The organism is Silvibacterium dinghuense (assembly GCF_004123295.1).
Lineage (GTDB): Bacteria > Acidobacteriota > Terriglobia > Terriglobales > Acidobacteriaceae > Silvibacterium > Silvibacterium dinghuense.
On sequence record NZ_SDMK01000001.1, the window covers coordinates 642,657 to 660,144 of the forward strand.

Sequence of the window (17,488 nt, forward strand, 5' to 3'; positions counted from 1 at the left end):
TGGGACTGCTTGATAGACGCCATTCTCCTGACGCAGACGACAGTGGCTCAAAAAAAGAACGGCCCGCGGCAGAGACCGCGGACCGTCGTGAGTCGGTGCGCGCCCATCGCGCGCACCGCAAAGATCAATGAGTCAAGCTGGCCACCAGTACCGAGTTCGCCGGCAGATGCACTGCCAGCCCTTCAGCCTCAGCAGTAGCCGTGCCCTCGCCAAACAGAATCTCCGCTGAGCTCCGTCCTTCTGCATCCGTCATCTCTGTCTTCACGTGCAGCGTCACATCTTCTGCGCCGCGATGAACGGCCACCAGCACACGCTCCTCACCCGAGGTACGCAGATAGATCAGCGCATCGTCGGAAACGTAGAGCACCTGCTCCTCCCCCTGATTCAGCGCCGCAGACTTTGCACGCAGCGCCAGCAGCTGATTGGTCCAGGCATACATGGACTGCTGCTCCGCATTCCGGTTGCTCTCGTTGAAGGCATCCTGCTTCATTCCCGGAAAGCCTCCTGGAAAATCGTGCCGGTTATCGGGATCGTCCCCGCCGCTCATCGCGATCTCATCGCCGGAGTAGATCTGCGGCATGCCGCGTGTGGTCAGCAACACTGCCATCCCTAACCGTTCGGCCGCATGGTCGCCGTGAGCTTCCGTTAGAAAACGTGCGGTGTCGTGATTGCCGAGGAACGGCACCAGACGCTCTGGATGCGGGTAAAGCGCATCCTTGCGCAGCACATCCGCAATCGCTGTCATCGGAGCTCCCTGCGCAAACACCTTCACCAGCGCAAAGTGCATCGGAAAATCGAACGGCGTGTAAAGCCCCGTATCCACTCCTGCCCGCGTCACGCCACCGGCAAAGGCCGACGTGATCGTGGGATCGCCATTGAAGACCTCACCTACCGTCGTCAGGTTCGGATAGAGCGCATGCAGCTGAGCGTGAAAGGCCTGCCAGAATGGCCTGCCAACGTAAGGGAATGTATCCAGACGCAGTCCATCGAGTCCCGCTTCCTCCGTCCACCAGATCGCATTCTGGATAAGGTACTTCTCGACAGCAGGATTCTCCTGGTTCAGATCCGGCAGCGTGTTGGCGAACCATCCTTCCGTCACATCGCGGCGATCACGCCACGGCGCATGCGGATCGACCAGCGGAGCAAAGTCGCCCTGCGCCACACGATGCTCGGCCTTGGTACCGTGAAACCAGTCCGGCTCCGGAGGATCGCTCACCCAATCGATCGCCGGGCCAACATGATTTGGCACCGTGTCGAGTACAAATTTCATGCCGCGCTTGTGCAGTGCATCTGCGAGCGCGCGATAGTCTTCCAGCGTGCCATAGTGCTCGTCGACGGCATACATATCCGTCGCGCCATAGCCGTGATAGCTATCCGGCTCATGATTCTGGTAGACCGGCGTAACCCACACTGTCGTGATGCCCAGGGCCTGCAGGTAGTCGAGATGATCGATGACTCCGCGCAGATCGCCGCCATGCCATCCGCGCGGCTTCTCACGCTCGGCTTGTGCCTCGGCGCTCGTTGCGCTTGACTGCGCACCCGGCCCGTCATTCTCCTCGTTCCCATCCGCGAAGCGGTCGGTCATGATCAGGTACATCACATCGCGCGAGGAGAAGCCTGCAAACCCCTCGCTTACCGCGCGACGTGGCTCGAAGACAAACGGCAATGTTGCGCGTCCCTTCGCAGTCTCCGCCGTGATTGTCATCTGCTTCGGCTTATCGGGATCAGCCGCAAGCCACAGCTCGGCCCAGTGCCCGTTCTCTGAGATGGTTGTCTTCGCAATTTTCAGATTCTTCACCGAGAACGTGAACCGTGCGCCCTCGAGGTTCTCGCCCTTCACCAACAACATCGGGGCCGGCATATCCGTCCACCAGTTCGGTGGATCGATTTTGCTCATCACCGGCGCGCCGCTCTGCGCGAACGCCATGGCGCAGCTCAACAGCGCCGAAAGAACAGCCATGTTTCCGTATTTCACCAGTTTCCCCGCATCCTTCCAGTTATCTTTCCTGGATTTTCAGCAATCCGGCATGCGTATGCCTTCGCATAGAGACAGCATGACGCCGCTGCGGAGTTGATTCCGCAGCGGCGCCGGCTGGTCGTCAGGTTAGAACTGCAGACGGAAGGCCAGCTGCAGCTGACGCTCAGAGTGCGTCCGCGTGCCGTTGATCTGTCCGAATGAGCCGGTATCCGATCCCGACGTCGCACCTTCGCAGACAGCAGCAGCCGTGCCGGTGCAGCTGTCGAGGCTTCCGTTCGGGTTGGTGAAGGCCGGCGTATTGGTCACGTTGTAGGCCTCTGCGCGGAACTCGCCCATCACGCGCGGAGCGATCGGGAAGTTCTTGAAGAGCGACACATCGAGATCCCGATACGCCGGACCGAACATCTGGTTGCGGCCCAGCGTGCCCGGGGCGACGAAGGTGCTCGCCTGACCGTTCGCGTCCAGCACCGCGGGGTGCTCGAACGAGGTTGTGTCGAACCACTGATGCAGGCTCTTCGTGTAGCGAATCGGCTTCACCAGGTTCGCGCGGTTGCTCACGCTTGCGCTCGGCAGTGAAGTCGAACCATCGGCCGCCTCGTAGAAGTATTCGCTCGTAGAAATATCGAACGGCGAACCCGTCTGCATCGTGGCAATAGCGTTCAGCTGCCATCCACCGACAACCTTGTCGAGGATGGGGTTCATGTTTGCACCGAATGCCCGTCCGCGGCCAAAGGGCAGCTCCGCCAACGCGCTGAAGGTGAAGACCTGGCGCTGATCCTGGTCCGAGTTGCCGTAGTTCGCCTTGAAATCCGGGCCAGTCGGCAGGATGAAGATACGCGTGCCTGCGCTGGCCGTACCGGTGCTAAAAGCGCCGTTCGAGTCATCCAACGTATGCGACCAGGTGTAAGCAGCCGTGTACTGAATGCCATGCGACATCGCACTGTTGAGGAAGACCTGCAGGCCGCTGTAGTTCGAACGGCCGTTGGCCAGCCCGCGGGTAATCGAGCTGAACTGCGGATAGAGGTATGTGCCCGAAGGCTCGTCGAGAACCTGGCTGTTCAGGTTGAACCACGAACGCAGATGCTGCGCATTCGTACCCACGTATGCGATGGTCAGCGAAGAGTGCGGCGTGAGCTGCTGCTGCAGCTGCAGGTTCCACTCCTGGATCATCGAGGTCGGCAGGTGTGTATCCACCGAGAGCAGCGAAGCGTTCACCGGATCGTTGCGATCCACTGCCTCACCGAAGACCGGCAGCGGCAGCGTCGTATCGACTGCCTGGTTGTTGTTGTTGTTGGCAGGCGCCTGTCCGGCGAAGTTGTTGCGATAGCCTCCCTGCGAAGTCAGATCCGAATAGCTCGCCGCGCCCATATAGTCCGGGTTGTCGAAGAGCTGGTTCGAGAAGCCGCCGCGATCGAGGAAGTAGAAGATGCCGTAACCGCCACGCAACGCCGTCTTGCCGTTGCCGAAGACGTCGTAGGCAAAGCCAATACGTGGAGCGAAGTTGCTCTTGTCGGTGTGCACGATGCTGCGCGAGAGACCATCGGTACCGGCCTGCTGCAGCGTCAGTGTCTCAAGATTGAAGTTGGAGTAGTAATTGTTGCTTTCGTAGGGGAAGGTGTAGAGGTCATAACGTCCGCCCAGGTTCAGCGTGAGGCGGCGTGTAGCCTTCCAGTCGTCCTGCACGAAGTAGCCGGTCTCCCAGTTCTTCGTCGTGAAGTAGTTGTCGGCCACACCGATGCTGTAGTCATCGACAAATCCGGCAAGCATATCGGTCATCGAGAAGCCGGTGAAGTGCGCATCGCTGTAATCGAAGTAGCCTTTTGAGTCCGTACCGCAGCAGGCCTGCACCGCACGCTTCTCAATGCTCGCGCCGAACTTGATGGTGTGCGCTCCATGGGTCCACGAGACTTCGTCCACGAACTGGTTGCTCCACTGCGGAATCGTATAGAGGCCGCCATCACCGGTGTAGGTGAGGTAGCCGCCGTTGATCGCCGCACCGCCGCCCAGGTTCGCATTGCGATTGGCATTGGTGATGCCGAGCTTCGCCGAAACGTCTTCGTTGAAGTCCGGGGGAACATAGCCGTAGACGTCGTGAATGTAACCGTAGCGGAACTCATTCACGAGGTTAGGGGTGAAGACGTGCGTCCAGCCAAAGGCCTCGCCGCGCGGATGCACCGGGTTCGTACCCGATCCGTAACCAGCAGGCAGATTCGGCAGCGCGCTAGACTTGATCTGCGTGTCCTGGCCATAGCTGTAACGGCCGAAGAAGCTGTCCCTCGAGGTCGCCTTATAGTCCAGGCGTGCATCGAAGTCGTCGAACTGCTGCACTTCGGTCGGGAAGGCGACGTAGTTGTTCTGCAGCGTGTTGTTGCCCTGCGCCGCGCCGTTGTTCGGCAGCGGGAAGGCGTTCAGGTAGTTGTAGCCGGCCTGCGTCATGCGCGAAGTCGGAATCGCATTGTTTGCGAAGGCTGCGCAGGTAAGAGGATCGTAGATCGTGCCCTTGGCCCCGGCAGTGGTACTGCAATTAGTGACGGGATTGTAGGGAACCGTGGTCGTAATGGTGCTGCCGCTCGAGAGCAGTTCCGAGAAGTCGCCAGTACGCATCAGAGCCGTCGGCACGGTCTCGAAGGTCTCGCCTTCAGGAGCCTTGGAGCGGGACCCCTGGTAGTCCACAAACCCGAAGAGCTTATCCTTCAGGATGGGGAATCCGAAGGTTCCGCCGTACTGCGCGCGGTGGAACGACGGAGCCGCAGTTGTCGGGCTGAAGTAGTTGGGGCTGGCGTCGAAGATCTTGTCGCGATCAAAGAAGAAGGCCGAGCCGTGATACTCATTGGTGCCCGACTTGATCGAGCTCTGCACGATCGCGCCGCCGGCGCGGCCGAACTCGGCCGGAGCCATGGAGGTGTTAACGCGGAACTCTTCCGTCGCCTCGACCGGCGGGAAGAAAATGATGGTGTTCACCAGAGCATCATTGTTGTCCAGGCCGTCGAGCTCGAAGTTGTTGGCCTGGGCACGTGTGCCGTTTACCGAAAGAGCAGCCGAACCGGTATCGCTGTTACGCCAGGTCTCGGAATTACCGTTGGCGCCTGCCGCATCGGAGCCATACGCGCCGCGCGTCACACCCGGCACCAGAACCGCCAGCTGGGTAAAGTTGCGGCCGTTCAGAGGCAGCTCGGTGATCTGCCGTCCCTGCACGACTTCGCCCGTCGAGGAAGTGGTCGTGTCGATCAATGAAGCCGCGTCGGTCACCGTCACCGTCGTGGTCACCTCACCGGGGTTGAGCTTGAAGTTGAGCGCCTCCACCTGCGAGACCTGGATCTCGAAGCTCTGCTCCTGGGATTGGAAGCCCTGGGCCTGCACGTCAGCCTTGTAGTGGCCGCGAACAATCGCGTTGAAGGTGAAATTGCCTGCCGCGTCCGAAACGACCTTGGTCGAGATGCCAGTGTCCGTGTCGGTCAGCGTCACTGCGGCACCGGGAATCGCCGCGCCTGTGTTGTCCAAAACCGAGCCCTGGATGCGCCCGGTATCCGTCTGCGCCTCGAGCCGGCTGCATAACGGCATTGCCAGCACCAGCCCGAGAATGAAGGCGATGGTCCGGCGATGACCGGCCCGCCCTGTCTTGAATGGATGGAACATAGTGTTTCGATTGCCTCCAAATGCTGGCGGAAGACCTTATATCCGCCAAACGTCGCCCACTACACTCCCCCCGCATAAGTCCCCGCAATGCACCATAAGTCTTTTGTTTGTCCCTCCGGCATCACGCACAAAGGTCTTTATTTTGTGTGAGATAAATTGCAACATCAACTACCTTATCCAGCCTTTGGATAGAAATTTCCCTCCCCTGAGGCAATTTATTCCCGCTTCTGAAGCTCCCACTCCAGGCTGGAATTCCGGACGGGTGGGTTAAAATCTGTGTTGCTCTTATGCTTGTAGTCCGGACATCCCGCGTCAGCTTCGGTCTTTTTGAGGCCGATTTGAAGACAGGTGAGATATGGAAGGCCGGACGCCGGATCAAACTCCAGAGCCAGCCCTTCAAAGTTCTTGCCATGCTGCTGGAGCATCCCGGCGAGGTCATCTCCAAGGAAGAGCTGCAGGAACGCATCTGGGGACAGGACACAAACGTCGAGTTCGAGCACTCGCTCGCTACCGCTGTCAACCGCATCCGTGACGCTCTCGGCGACTCCGCCTCCAACCCTCGCTTTATCGAGACGCTTGCCCGCCGCGGATACAGATTCATTGCCCCGGTGACCTGGCTTGAAGCTGCTCCGGCCAACTCGCAGTCATCCGAATCTCCCGGCACCTCGGAAATGCTCTCCGAGCCTGCGATTCTGATTGCGCCTGCCGAGCATCCAGCGCCTGCACCGTCGCCTGCTCCGGCAGAGTCGCACGGAACGCCATCACGGCGCCTGTCCGCCATTCCTGCGCGCAACCTATATATAGGAATTGGCCTGGCAGCCGCTCTCGGCATCTTTCTCGGCTTTGCCTGGGGAACGCGGAATACGCCCTCGCCTCTGCCCCGCATCATCCAGCTCACGGACTCCGGCACGATTGTTCCCACCGGCTCGACCATCGAGATTCCGCCCGCCTCTGTCACGGACGGCGTACAGATTTACACCTCGGTCGTCAGCAGCGGCCAGGGTGTTCTCGCCCGTATTCCCGTCGGAGGCGGTGACGCTCAGCCGCTCCGCGTCCCGCAACAGGTTCTTACCGCCTCACTCGGCGATATCTCCCCCGACCACACCGAACTTCTCGTCAAAGGGCATCTCTCCACAGAGGCGGAAGAGCCGCTCTGGATCGTTCCTGTCGGCGGTGGCTCGGCCTTCCGGGTCTCGAATGTGCTGGCGCACGATGCCACCTGGATGCCCGACGGCAAGAGCATCCTCTATGCCACCGGCAGCCAGCTGATGACCGTCCGCCTGCAGGATGGTGCCGTTTCACCATTCACAACGCTTTCCTCCGGACGCGCCTTCTGGATGCGCTGGTCGCCAGATGGCAGCCTCCTGCGCTTTACCGTCGTCGATCCTGTCAGCCACGCGACCTCGCTCTGGCAGCTCGCAACGGGCAGCCATCAACCACGTAAACTGCTTGATTCCTGGAAGATAGCGGCGAATCCCTGCTGCGGCACATGGACCGCGGACGGCAAATATTTCGTATTCCAGGCCATCTCCGACGCCGGCTCCGATCTCTGGCGTCTCGACGGCGCTTCCCTCGAACGCCCCTACCGGATCACCGCAGGACCGCTCGGCTTTGGTGGCCCCGTTGCCGATCGCTCGGGCGGACGCATCTACTTTCTCGGCACCGACTCACGCTCCCAGCTTTTTGCCTTTGACACGCATCGCAATGCCCTGTTTCCGGAACCGGACTTCCTTTCCGGCGCCATACGCCTGGCTTTCTCGCGTGACCACCAATGGGTGGCCTGGACAGACTCCCATGACCGGCTCTGGCGTGCCCGTGCCGACGGCTCCGAGCGCATCCAGCTCACCCCAAATTCCCTTCATGTCTTCCTGGCTACCTGGTCCCCGGATGGTCAGCATCTGGCCGCGATGGCTGCCGAACCTCGCCAGCCCTGGAATATCTACATTCTCAGCTCGGATGGAGGCAGCCTTGTTCCGCTACTCCACGAGAACCGCAATGCGGCCGATCCCTCATGGTCTGCCGACGGCAAATCCCTGGTCTTTGGCCGCGTCGACGATCTGATGGGCCGCGAAAATGCCCCCCGCAGCCTGGAAATCGTCGATCTTGCTACGAATAAGACCATGACCATCCCGCATTCCGATGGTCTATTCAGCCCGCGCTGGTCTCCCGATGGCCGCTACATCTCTGCCATCACCCTCGATCAGCAGAAGCTGATGCTCTACGACACCCTCACCCGCACCTGGACCACGCTCGCAAATTCCTCGGTCGCCGATCCAGCCTGGTCCACGGACAGCCATGCCGTCTACATCCACGCCTTCATGGCCGAGGGGCAGCCGGTCTACCGCGTCAGCGTTCCGGATGGGCACATGGAGCGGGTGACGAACCTCGTTGGCCTGCAGGCAGCGCATCCCGCCGACTACTATTTCTGCGGCCTCACCCCGGATAATTCGCCGCTTGTCCGTGTCCGCTTCTCGGCCGGCGATCTCTATTCGCTCGACCTCGAAGCGCACTGACCCCTGGCCCCGCACGCGCCCAGATCATCGCTCAAATTACTGATTTTTCGACAGATATCACGTGATAATCTTTTGACCGAGTCAGGAGCGCCAGTGCATTGCGGCCATCTCCTCCGCAGCGTTCTTCTTCTCGGCATGCTGCGCCCTCGAACCCTGCTGTCCTGCCTGCTTCTCTCCGCGTCGCTGGCCTGCGCCCAATCCCAGATCCAGTCGCACGCTCTTTCCAACGGGATCGAATTCTCTGCCAACGGCACGACGCTGCGCATCGTCGCTCTCCGCGACGACATCCTTCGCGTGCGCGAGTCCCACGATGCTCCGCTCCCCGAAGATGCATCCTGGGCCGTGCTCACCCCATCCCGCACCGCACAGGTCGCCGTCACGCCGCAGCCCGATGGCTTCGAAACGCAGAGCCTGCGCGTATCGGTCACTCCCGATCTCCGCATCACGGTGAGCGATCTCGAGGGGCACATCCTCCAGCAGGACTCCGAACCTGTCCGCTGGGATGGCACCCGTTTTCGCATCTCCAAAGAGAAGGCGCTGGATGACCACTTCTTCGGCCTCGGCGATAAGCCCGGCCCGCTCGACCGCGCCGGGCAAAGCTATGTCATGTGGAACACCGACAGCTTCGGCTGGCAGGAATCGACCGACCCCATCTACAAGAGCATTCCCTTCTTCCTCGAATTTCACGAGGGCCGTGCTCTCGGCGTGCTCTTCGACAACACCTGGCGCACGTATTTCGATTTCGGCCATGAGATGCCGGACACCTACTCCTTCGGCGCACCCAACGGTCCCATCGACTATTACCTGATGTATGGCCCCGCGCCGAAGCAGGTGGTCGAGGACTACGCCTGGCTCACCGGCCCCACGCCGCTGCCGCCGCTCTGGGCGCTCGGCTTCCAGCAGTCGCGTTACAGCTATGAGACCGAGACGCGCCTGATGCAGGTCGCGGACAGGCTTCGCGCCGACCATATCCCCGCCGATGCGCTCTATCTCGACATCGATTACCAGGTGAAGAATCGTCCCTTCACCGTCAACACCGAGGCCTTCCCCAACTTTCCGGCCATGGTGAAGAAGCTCAGCGACGATCACTTCCACCTCGTCGTCATCACCGACCTGCACATTGCCGATCTCCCCAACCAGGGCTATGCCCCCTATGACAGCGGCGTGGCCGGCGATGAGTTTGTAAAAAATCCGGATGGCTCGAACTATGTCGGTCCGGTCTGGCCCGGTCCATCCGTCTTTCCCGACTTCACTCGCCAGAAGAGCCGCCAGTGGTGGGGCACGCTCTATAAGCAGTTCGTCGCTGACGGCGTAGCCGGCTTCTGGAACGACATGAATGAGCCTGCGGTGTTCCGCTATCCGACGAAGACCATGCCCGATGACGTGCAGCATCGCATCGACGAGCCCGGCTTCACGCCGCGCACCGCGAATCACCTCGAGATTCACAACGTCTACGGCATGGAGAACTCCCGCGCTACCTACGATGGCCTGCTTGCGCTGCGTCCCGATGAGCGCCCCTTCGTGCTGACCCGCGCCAGCTATGCCGGCGGCCAGCGCTATGCCGCCACCTGGACCGGAGACAACTCCTCCACCTGGAATCATCTGCGCCAGACCGTCCCGCAGATCCTCAACCTCGGCCTGAGCGGCTTTGCCTTCTCGGGCGCCGATGTAGGCGGCTTCGCCGGCTCGCCGTCGCCGGAGTTGCTCACCAAGTGGCTCGAGCTTGCCGCCTTCCAGCCCATCGATCGCGATCATGCCGCCAAAGGCACACGCGACCACGAGCCTTGGGTCGACTGCCCGGAGCAGGAAGCGATCCGCAAGCGCTACATCGAGACCCGCTACCGGCTGATGCCCTATCTCTACTCCGTGGCGGAAGAGACCTCGCGCACCGGCCTGCCCATCGACCGGCCGCTCTTCCTCGAATTCCCCAACGCCACCAGCGATGGCCATCCCTTCGACCTTGATGCCGGAAGCGAGTTCCTGCTTGGCTCGGAGCTGCTGATCGTGCCCAACCCGTCGCCGGAAGAGGTTGCGCCCTACGAAGTCCACCTGCCACCCGGCACCTGGTATGACTTCTGGACCGGCGAGCGCATCGACCGCCGCGGCCAGGCTTCGGGCCTTGATCTTGAAAAGCGCGATGACCTACTTGCACAGAAGCCGCTGATGCTCACACCCAGGCTCGACACCCTGAATGCCTATGTACGCGGCGGCAGCATCCTGCCCATGGCGCCGGTCACTCAGAGCACCGATGTCACGCCTCAGGGACCGCTCACGTTGCGCGTCTATCCCGACTTCGCCACCGGGCAATCCTGCCAGGGAGAGGTCTACACCGACGATGGGCATAGCTTCGCGTACCGGCAGGGCGCGTATCTGCGCGAACGTTTCACCTGTTCAGTGAATGCCGACGGCTCACTGACGCTGCGCGAGACCGCACACGAAGGCAGCTACCAGCCCTGGTGGAAATCCTTTCACGTTGAGGTCTACGGCTGGCAGCCGCATCAGAAGACAGTCGAACTCGCATCCGGCCATGCCGCGCTCCAGCAGCATGACGGCGTCGTCTCGACTGAGATCCCTGATACCGGAACGAATCTCACCGTGACTCTGCGTTAAAACAAAGCGGCGTTCTCCTCATCGAGAACGCCGCTTTTTCTTTCTTCACATCTGCTTGCTAAAACAGGTTCATCTGGTTCTCCAGAACCGCGACCGGCATCTCCTCCACAAGCCTCATCTGCATTCGCTCCGCTGGAAGAATCCTTAACAAGTGAACCGGTGAACGCTGCGATGTGGCCAGGTACTCGTCATAGTCCCGAGGCTCGAGAAATGTCGTCATGCGGTCGTGAATCCTTGCCACAGTCTCATTCGGCTCACCGGTCAGGATCGCGAAGCTCCGCTCCATCTGCGCGGTCTTCGGGTTCTTCCAGAGCCGCCACACCGCTGCCATGCCGAACGGCTCCTGCCCCTTCAGCGTGATCTCATACTTCGGCCGCTTTCGTCCGCGCGGCGCAGGATCGCCTTCCCCACCTGCCACGCTCTGCCACTCGAAGACCGCATCCCCCGGCACGATCGCACGCCCATAGGCAAAGGACTCGCCCCAGAAACGCGAACCGGCGATGCCCTCTGCCCGCGCGTTGATCAACAGCCGGTCCGGCATTGCCAATCCCCAGCGCATCACCTCCATGCGCCGCGCACCGCGCTCATCGGTAAAGACCACGGGCTGCATTGATTGCGGCCGCAGGTCTTCTCCTGCCTCGAACTCGCTCTCCTCTATACCCGCATCTACCGCAAACATCTCCGCAATCCGCTGCTTATCCGACTTCCGCTTATATCGTCCGCACATCCGTGCTGCGCTTCCCTTCCCATCTCATCTCTTTTTCATTCTTTCGTATCCGCCTCTGAAAAAAGAGAAGGCCGCCCCGGCAAATGCCGGAGCGGCCGTATTTTTTGCAGATATTACTCCTGCCAGCCTCCGCCGAGCGCGTCATAGAGGGTTACCAGAGACAACGCCTCATTCTGCTGCGCCGTCACCAGATTCAGCTGTGCGGAGTAGAGCGTCGCATCGGTGGTCAGCACTTCCAGGTAGCTGGTCGCTCCGCCCTGATAACGCATCCGCGCCAGGCGCGAAGCGTCTTCAGCCGATGCCACCAGCCTCTCCTGCTGCTCACGCGTCGCGCGCGTTTTGTTCACGGTAATCAGTGCGTTCGAGACATCGCGGAAGGCGCCCTTGATGGTCTTCTGATAGTTCAGCACCATCTCTTCCTTCTGCGCCTTGGCAAGATTCAGCTGCCCCTTCAGCTTGCCGCCTTCGAAGATTGCCTGCGTCAGAGAACCGATACCGTATACCGTATGGCCGCCTGGATCGAAGAGATTCGACCATTCGTCGCCACCCAGGCCAGCCGAAGCGCTGATGGAGAGCTGAGGGAAGAACTGTGCCTTGGCCACGCCGATCTGCGCATTGGCATTGATGAGCTGCTCTTCCGCTTCGAGGATGTCCGGACGCCGCTCCAGCAGCTGTGAAGGAATGCCCGTCGGCAGAGCCTGCGGCACTGGATCGAGCGCATGCGGATCGGTATGGGCCACCGTGCCGGGGTCCTGCCCAAGCAGCAGCCGCAGAGCATTCTCCTCTTCCTGGATCTGCTGCTCGAGCTGCGGAATCTCGGAGGTCGCGGTATACAGCGACTCCTCGGCCTGCCGCAGATCAGAGAGCGGAGAAGAGCCGCCGTCAGTGAGCCGCTTGGTCAGATCCACGGACTGCTGACGAATCTTGACCGTCTCCTGCGAGATCTCCAGCTGCCGGTCCAGTGCACGGATGGTGAAGTAGGCGGTTGCCACCTGCTGCACGACAGACATGCGCACAGCGCGCTGCGCCCACACCTGTTGCAACAGCGTGGCGCGTGCGCCTTCCGTTGCCCGGCGATACTGTCCCCAGAAATCCGGAGTCCATGCCGCCGAGAAGCTGAAGCTGCCATCGGCAAGCGGGTTGGAGCCGACTTGGTTGCCGAGCGAATTCGGCAGCTCTGCTCCCAGGCCCGTGCCTCCGCCGGAGAGCGTCGGAAACTCTGCCGCCCGCGTGATCTTCACCTGCGCCTGCTGCTCGAGCACCCGCTTGGCTGCGATCTGCACATCGTAGTTATTCTTGAGCGCCGTCCGAATCAGATCCTGCAGCTCCGGCTCCTGAAACACCGTTGCCCAGTTCTGGTCTCCGACCGACGCCGTCTGCGCGGCATCTGTCACCGCGTTGTCCGCCCCGCGATACGCAGGCGGCGGAGCCACCTGCGGTCGCTTGTAGTTCGGACCCACCATGCAGCCTGCCAGCCACACGCTCAGCAGCGCCGCGGCACCTGCACTTACCATCGCCTGGCTTTTCGTTCTCACGCGTGGCCTCCTTCGACCTTCGGTCCGTTGCTGGGGTCTCCGTGCGGAAACTCCGGCGGATGCGTCGAATCCATCGTGGTGTTCTTTCCGCCATGCTTGCTGAAGCGGTGCGACAGGAACTCGACCACGGCGAAGGTCACTGGAATCATCACAATTCCGAAGATCGTCGCAATCGTCATACCGCCGATCACCACCGTGCCCAGGATGCGCCGCGAACCTGCGCCCGAGCCTGTCGCCGTCCACAGCGGCAAGCAGCCGAAGATGAACGCAAACGCCGTCATCACAATCGGACGGAACCTCAGCCTCGCGGCTTCCAGCGCCGACTGCGCAATGCTCTGGCCTGCGCGATACTTCACCACCGCGAACTCGACGATCAGGATGGCATTCTTCGCCGAGAGACCGATTAGCATGACCAGACCGATCGTAGCGAAAATGTCATTCTCGAACGAGCGCATCGTCAGCGCGAGATACGCGCCTAAGATTGCGACCGGGGTGCTGAGCAGTACGCTGAAGGGCAGCGTCCAGCTCTCGTACAGCGCAGCCAGGATCAGGAAGACGAACAACAGGGAGAGTCCGAAGACCGCCCACGCCGGCACGCCCTGAGCAGCCTGCTGCTCCTGGAAGCTCATGCCCTGGTAGGCATAACCCATGCCCGGCGGCATCGTCTGCTTGAAGACCTCTTCCAGCGCCGCTCGCACCTGTCCCGAGCTGTAACCCGGAGCGCCGGTGATGTTCAGCTGCGCCGCTTCGTACTCGTTGAAGCGCAGGATAAACTCCGGTCCGGTGATCTTCTTCACGTGCACCAGCGCGCTCAGCGGCACCTGGCTGCCGTTCGCACTCGGCACGTAAAACTGACCGATATTGTCGATGTTCGTACGGGTATTGCCTTCGGCTTCCACATAGGTCTGCCACTGGCGGCCGAAGCGGTTGAAGTAGTTCACCAGATAGCCGCCCATGAAGGTCTGCATCGTGGTGTAGATGTTGCCGAGGTCGACCTGCTGCTCCATTGCCTTTTCACGATCTACGTCGGCATAGAGCTGCGGCACGGCCGGCAGGTACGACGGCATCGCCGCCGCGATCTCCGGACGCTTCGAAACAGCGCCAAGGAACGCATACAAGTTCTTCGTCAGGAACATCGGGTCATCGTTACCCGAGCGATCCTGCAGAATCATCGTGACGCCACCCGAGGTACCGATACCCGGAATCGCTGGAGGCGGGAAGGAGAAAGCGAGACCGCTGCCAATGCCCATCAACTTCCGTTGAATCGTTGCCTGAATCGTCGCCAGCTGCTCTTCCTTTGACTTTCGCGTGTCCCACGGCTTGAGCGAGACGAAGAAGAAGCCGGCGTTTGTGCTCTGTGTCTGTGTCAACAGGCTGAAGCCGTTAACCTGCACGACGCCTGCAATGCCCGGAGTGCTCAGCAGTGCATCGCTGACCTGGAGGCCGGTGGCATCCGTTCTCTGCAAGGACGAAGCGTCAGGCAGCTGCGTCATGACAAAGAGGTAGCCCTGATCTTCCTGCGGGATGAAGCCGGAAGGAAGCTTGCCACCCATGAATACAGCCACCACAGCAATGATGGCCAGCGCCAGCATGGCAAAGCCGGACTTGTGAATCAGCACACCGGAGGTGTGCACGAAGCGATCCGTCGTGCGGCCGAAGAAGCGGTTAAACCAGTCGAAGAAGTGCTTGAGCGGTCCCGGCTTACGTTCCTTGTCCTTCGGCTTGAGCAGCAGCGCAGAGAGCGCCGGGCTCAGCGTCAGAGCATTGAAGGCTGAGATCAACACCGAGATCGCGATGGTGATCGCGAACTGCTGATAAAGCCGGCCGGTGATACCCGGGATAGCCGCCGTTGGGATGAACACTGCGGCAAGGATCAGCGCGATGGCCACGACTGGGCCACCCACCTCCTCCATTGCCTTGATGCTCGCATCCTTCGGCGTCATGCCCTCGTCGATATGGTGCTCGACCGCTTCCACCACGATGATCGCGTCGTCGACGACGAGACCGATCGCCAGCACTAATCCGAACAGCGATAGCGTGTTAATCGAAAAACCGAGGAAGGGGAAGATGATGAATGTGCCGATCAGCGATACCGGCACCGCCATCAGCGGAATGAGCGTAGCGCGCCAGCCTTGCAGGAAGACGAACACCACCAGGATCACAAGTCCCAGAGCGAGGAACAATGTGATCACAATTTCGTGGATACCGGCGGTAACGGCCAGCGTCGTATCCAGCGGCACGTCGTAACGCATACCCGCCGGGAAGGTCGTAGACAGCTCCGCCAGCTTCTTGCGTACGCCGATTGCCGTCTGCACGGCATTCGCGCCCGGCAGCTGATACACCGCGAGGACACCGGAAGGAGCCTTGTTGTAGCGCGCCGTCAGGTTATAGACCTGCGTGCCCAGCTCGACACGCGCCACGTCGCGCAGATGCAGCACAGAACCATCTGCATTCGCACGAATGACGATGTTGCCGAACTCCTCCGGCGTTACCAGTCGGCCTTGTGTGCGTACCGTGTAGGTAAACTGCTGGCCGTTCGGCACCGGCTCGCCACCGATCTGACCGGCGGGGTACACATTGTTCTGTGTCTGCAGTGCGTTGATGACATCCGTCGCCGTCACACCCAGCTTGGCCAGCTGATCCGGCTTGACCCACACGCGCAGTGCGTACTGACCTCCAAAGACCTGGATGCGTGAGACACCCGGAACACGCGTGAGTTCGTCCTGCAGGTTGATGATCGCGTAATTCGTCAGGAAATCCGCGCTGTAGCGATTATCCGGAGCGCTGAGGTTCACCAGCATCAGCGGCGAAGTCAACGACTTCTGCACCGTGATACCGGCCTGCGTCACCACCGAAGGGATTTCGCCCTGAATCTGCGATACGCGGAGCTGCGACAGAACCTGATCGATATCAGGATTCGTCTTTACGTCGAAGTCCACGTACACGGTCGACTGACCGTTGTTCGCGTTGACCGAGTACATGTACAGCATGTTGTCCACGCCGTTCATCTGCTGCTCGATCGGCGTCGATACTGCCTGTTCCAACGTCTTCGCATCCGCACCCGGATACGTCGACTGCACCATGATCTCCGGCGGCACAATATCCGGATACTGCGCCGTCGGAAGCGTCGCCAGCGACACGGCTCCAATAATCACCGTGAGAATCGCAATGACGATGGCCACAATCGGCCGGCGAATAAAAAATTTCGACATGAACTATCTCCCGGCTCCCTGCGAGCCCGTCATCGATGTCACAGCCGGCGGCTCTCCCTGGTGAGGACTGACCGGCACGCCTTCCTTCAGCTTCTGCAGGTTGTCCAGAATGATCTTCGTTCCCGGCGTGAGACCGCCCGTCACGATCCAGTTATTGCCATACTGCGGTCCGAGCGTCACGTTCACCACGTGTACCGTGCCCTGCGGGCTGACTGTGTACACCTGCTCGATGCCCTGGAGCTCCTGCACTGCAAGCTGCGGCACGAGCAGCACATCGTGCTGTACTTCGGTCTCAGCCGAGACACGGCCGAATTGCCCCGGACGCAGGACATTGCCCGGATTCGGGAAGGCCGCCGCAATGCGGATCGCGCCAGTCTGCTGATTCATCTGGCGATCGACAAAGACGATCTTGCCCGGGTGGTCGTACTTCTGGCCGTTGGCCAGCGTAAGGGTCAGCGGCATCTTCGAATCCAGCAGGTCCGTGCCCTTCTGCTTCGCCCGCTCCACCAGCCCGAGATACTCGCTATCGCTGATCGAGAAGAAGACCTTGATGGGATCGAGTGTCGAGACCGAGGTCAGTGTCGACTGCGTGCTCACCAGGTTGCCCACCTGCGTTGTCGCAGCGCCGGCGATGCCGGTGATGAGCGAGCGCACCTGAGTGAAGCCCAGATTGATCTTCGCCGTCTGCAGTGAGGCCTGCGCAGCTTCAATCGAAGCCTTTGACGCGGCGACCGACGCATCGTCCTGCAACAGGGTCTGGTTTTCGGTATCGAGCTGGCTCTGCGCAATCGCCTTGGCGGCGGCCAGCGGCGTGTCGCGGTTTACGTTGATTTGCGCCAGCTCACGCGCGGCCAGCGACTGTGCCAGCTGCCCCTTGGCCTGGTCCACCTGCGCCGCTGCCTGATCGACCGAAGCCTGGAAGGGCCGTGGATCGATATGGAACAGAATCTGCCCCTTCGAGACCACCGAGCCTTCCTTGTAGTCCTGGCTGATCAGGTAACCGGTCACCTGCGGCTGAATCTGCGCGTTGGTGTAGCCGTCCAGCGTACCGACCCACTCGCCTTTCAGGTTCACGTCCTGCTGCTGCGCCTCGGTCACGGTCACCGGCACCGGTCCCATCGCCGGCGCTGCTGCGCCCTTCGACTGGCATCCGGCCAGCCCAAGCAGCGAAGCCGCGCAGGCTCCCAGCACAAGGCTCCGGTACAGAAAATCCCGATCCCCTCTCATAACCTCACGGGGCATTACTGGCGACATGGCTGGTCTCCTTGCTTTTTTGT

8 protein-coding genes are annotated in these 17,488 nt (G+C 61.0%); 2 read left to right on the top strand and 6 right to left on the bottom strand.

Features of this window, described 5'->3' with window-relative positions:
- Window positions 1-124: 124 nt before the first annotated feature.
- Both ESZ00_RS02410 and ESZ00_RS02415 read right to left on the bottom strand, forming a co-directional pair.
- Entirely contained in the window at window positions 125-1,960 is a 1,836-nt protein-coding gene (locus ESZ00_RS02410; protein WP_129206604.1) for an alpha-amylase family glycosyl hydrolase, read from the bottom strand.
- A gap of 144 nt (window positions 1,961-2,104) precedes the next feature.
- Window positions 2,105-5,614 carry a TonB-dependent receptor gene (locus tag ESZ00_RS02415; RefSeq protein WP_129206605.1) on the bottom strand — a complete coding sequence of 1,170 codons (3,510 nt, stop codon included), beginning with the start codon at window positions 5,612-5,614 and terminating at the stop codon, window positions 2,105-2,107.
- A gap of 338 nt (window positions 5,615-5,952) precedes the next feature.
- Between ESZ00_RS02415 and ESZ00_RS02420 the strand changes: the two genes are divergently transcribed.
- On the top strand, window positions 5,953-8,127 hold the full coding sequence (locus tag ESZ00_RS02420) for a winged helix-turn-helix domain-containing protein (protein ID WP_240034492.1): 2,175 nt from the start codon (window positions 5,953-5,955) through the stop codon (window positions 8,125-8,127).
- A gap of 72 nt (window positions 8,128-8,199) precedes the next feature.
- Window positions 8,200-10,737 (top strand): glycoside hydrolase family 31 protein, encoded by a 2,538-nt coding sequence (locus ESZ00_RS02425; protein WP_338055706.1) that lies wholly within the window; start codon window positions 8,200-8,202, stop codon window positions 10,735-10,737.
- 58 nt (window positions 10,738-10,795) lie between these two features.
- On the opposite strand, the gene ESZ00_RS02430 is transcribed toward ESZ00_RS02425, so the two are convergent.
- The 4 genes from ESZ00_RS02430 to ESZ00_RS02445 all read right to left on the bottom strand — a co-directional run bounded on the left by ESZ00_RS02430 (window position 10,796) and on the right by ESZ00_RS02445 (window position 17,465).
- Window positions 10,796-11,464, bottom strand: coding sequence for an SOS response-associated peptidase (locus tag ESZ00_RS02430; RefSeq protein ID WP_129206608.1), 669 nt, complete (start codon window positions 11,462-11,464; stop codon window positions 10,796-10,798).
- A 113-nt stretch (window positions 11,465-11,577) separates the two neighbouring features.
- Window positions 11,578-12,999 (bottom strand): efflux transporter outer membrane subunit, encoded by a 1,422-nt coding sequence (locus ESZ00_RS02435; RefSeq protein ID WP_229740903.1) that lies wholly within the window; start codon window positions 12,997-12,999, stop codon window positions 11,578-11,580.
- On the bottom strand, window positions 12,996-16,211 hold the full coding sequence (locus ESZ00_RS02440; protein WP_129206609.1) for an efflux RND transporter permease subunit: 3,216 nt from the start codon (window positions 16,209-16,211) through the stop codon (window positions 12,996-12,998). The genes ESZ00_RS02435 and ESZ00_RS02440 overlap by 4 nt, the downstream gene beginning before the upstream one ends.
- Window positions 16,212-16,214: 3 nt before the next feature.
- Entirely contained in the window at window positions 16,215-17,465 is a 1,251-nt protein-coding gene (locus ESZ00_RS02445) for an efflux RND transporter periplasmic adaptor subunit (protein WP_229740904.1), read from the bottom strand.
- Between the last annotated feature and the right edge of the window lie 23 nt (window positions 17,466-17,488).

Bases quoted from the DNA above. Each gene is read 5' to 3' on its own strand.
- ESZ00_RS02410 (WP_129206604.1), bottom strand. From the start codon at position 1,960: ATGGCTGTTCTTTCGGCGCTGTTGAGCTGCGCCATGGCGTTCGCGCAG.
- ESZ00_RS02415 (WP_129206605.1), bottom strand. From the start codon at position 5,614: ATGTTCCATCCATTCAAGACAGGGCGGGCCGGTCATCGCCGGACCATC.
- ESZ00_RS02430 (WP_129206608.1), bottom strand. From the start codon at position 11,464: ATGTGCGGACGATATAAGCGGAAGTCGGATAAGCAGCGGATTGCGGAG.
- ESZ00_RS02440 (WP_129206609.1), bottom strand. From the start codon at position 16,211: ATGTCGAAATTTTTTATTCGCCGGCCGATTGTGGCCATCGTCATTGCG.
- ESZ00_RS02445 (WP_229740904.1), bottom strand. From the start codon at position 17,465: ATGTCGCCAGTAATGCCCCGTGAGGTTATGAGAGGGGATCGGGATTTT.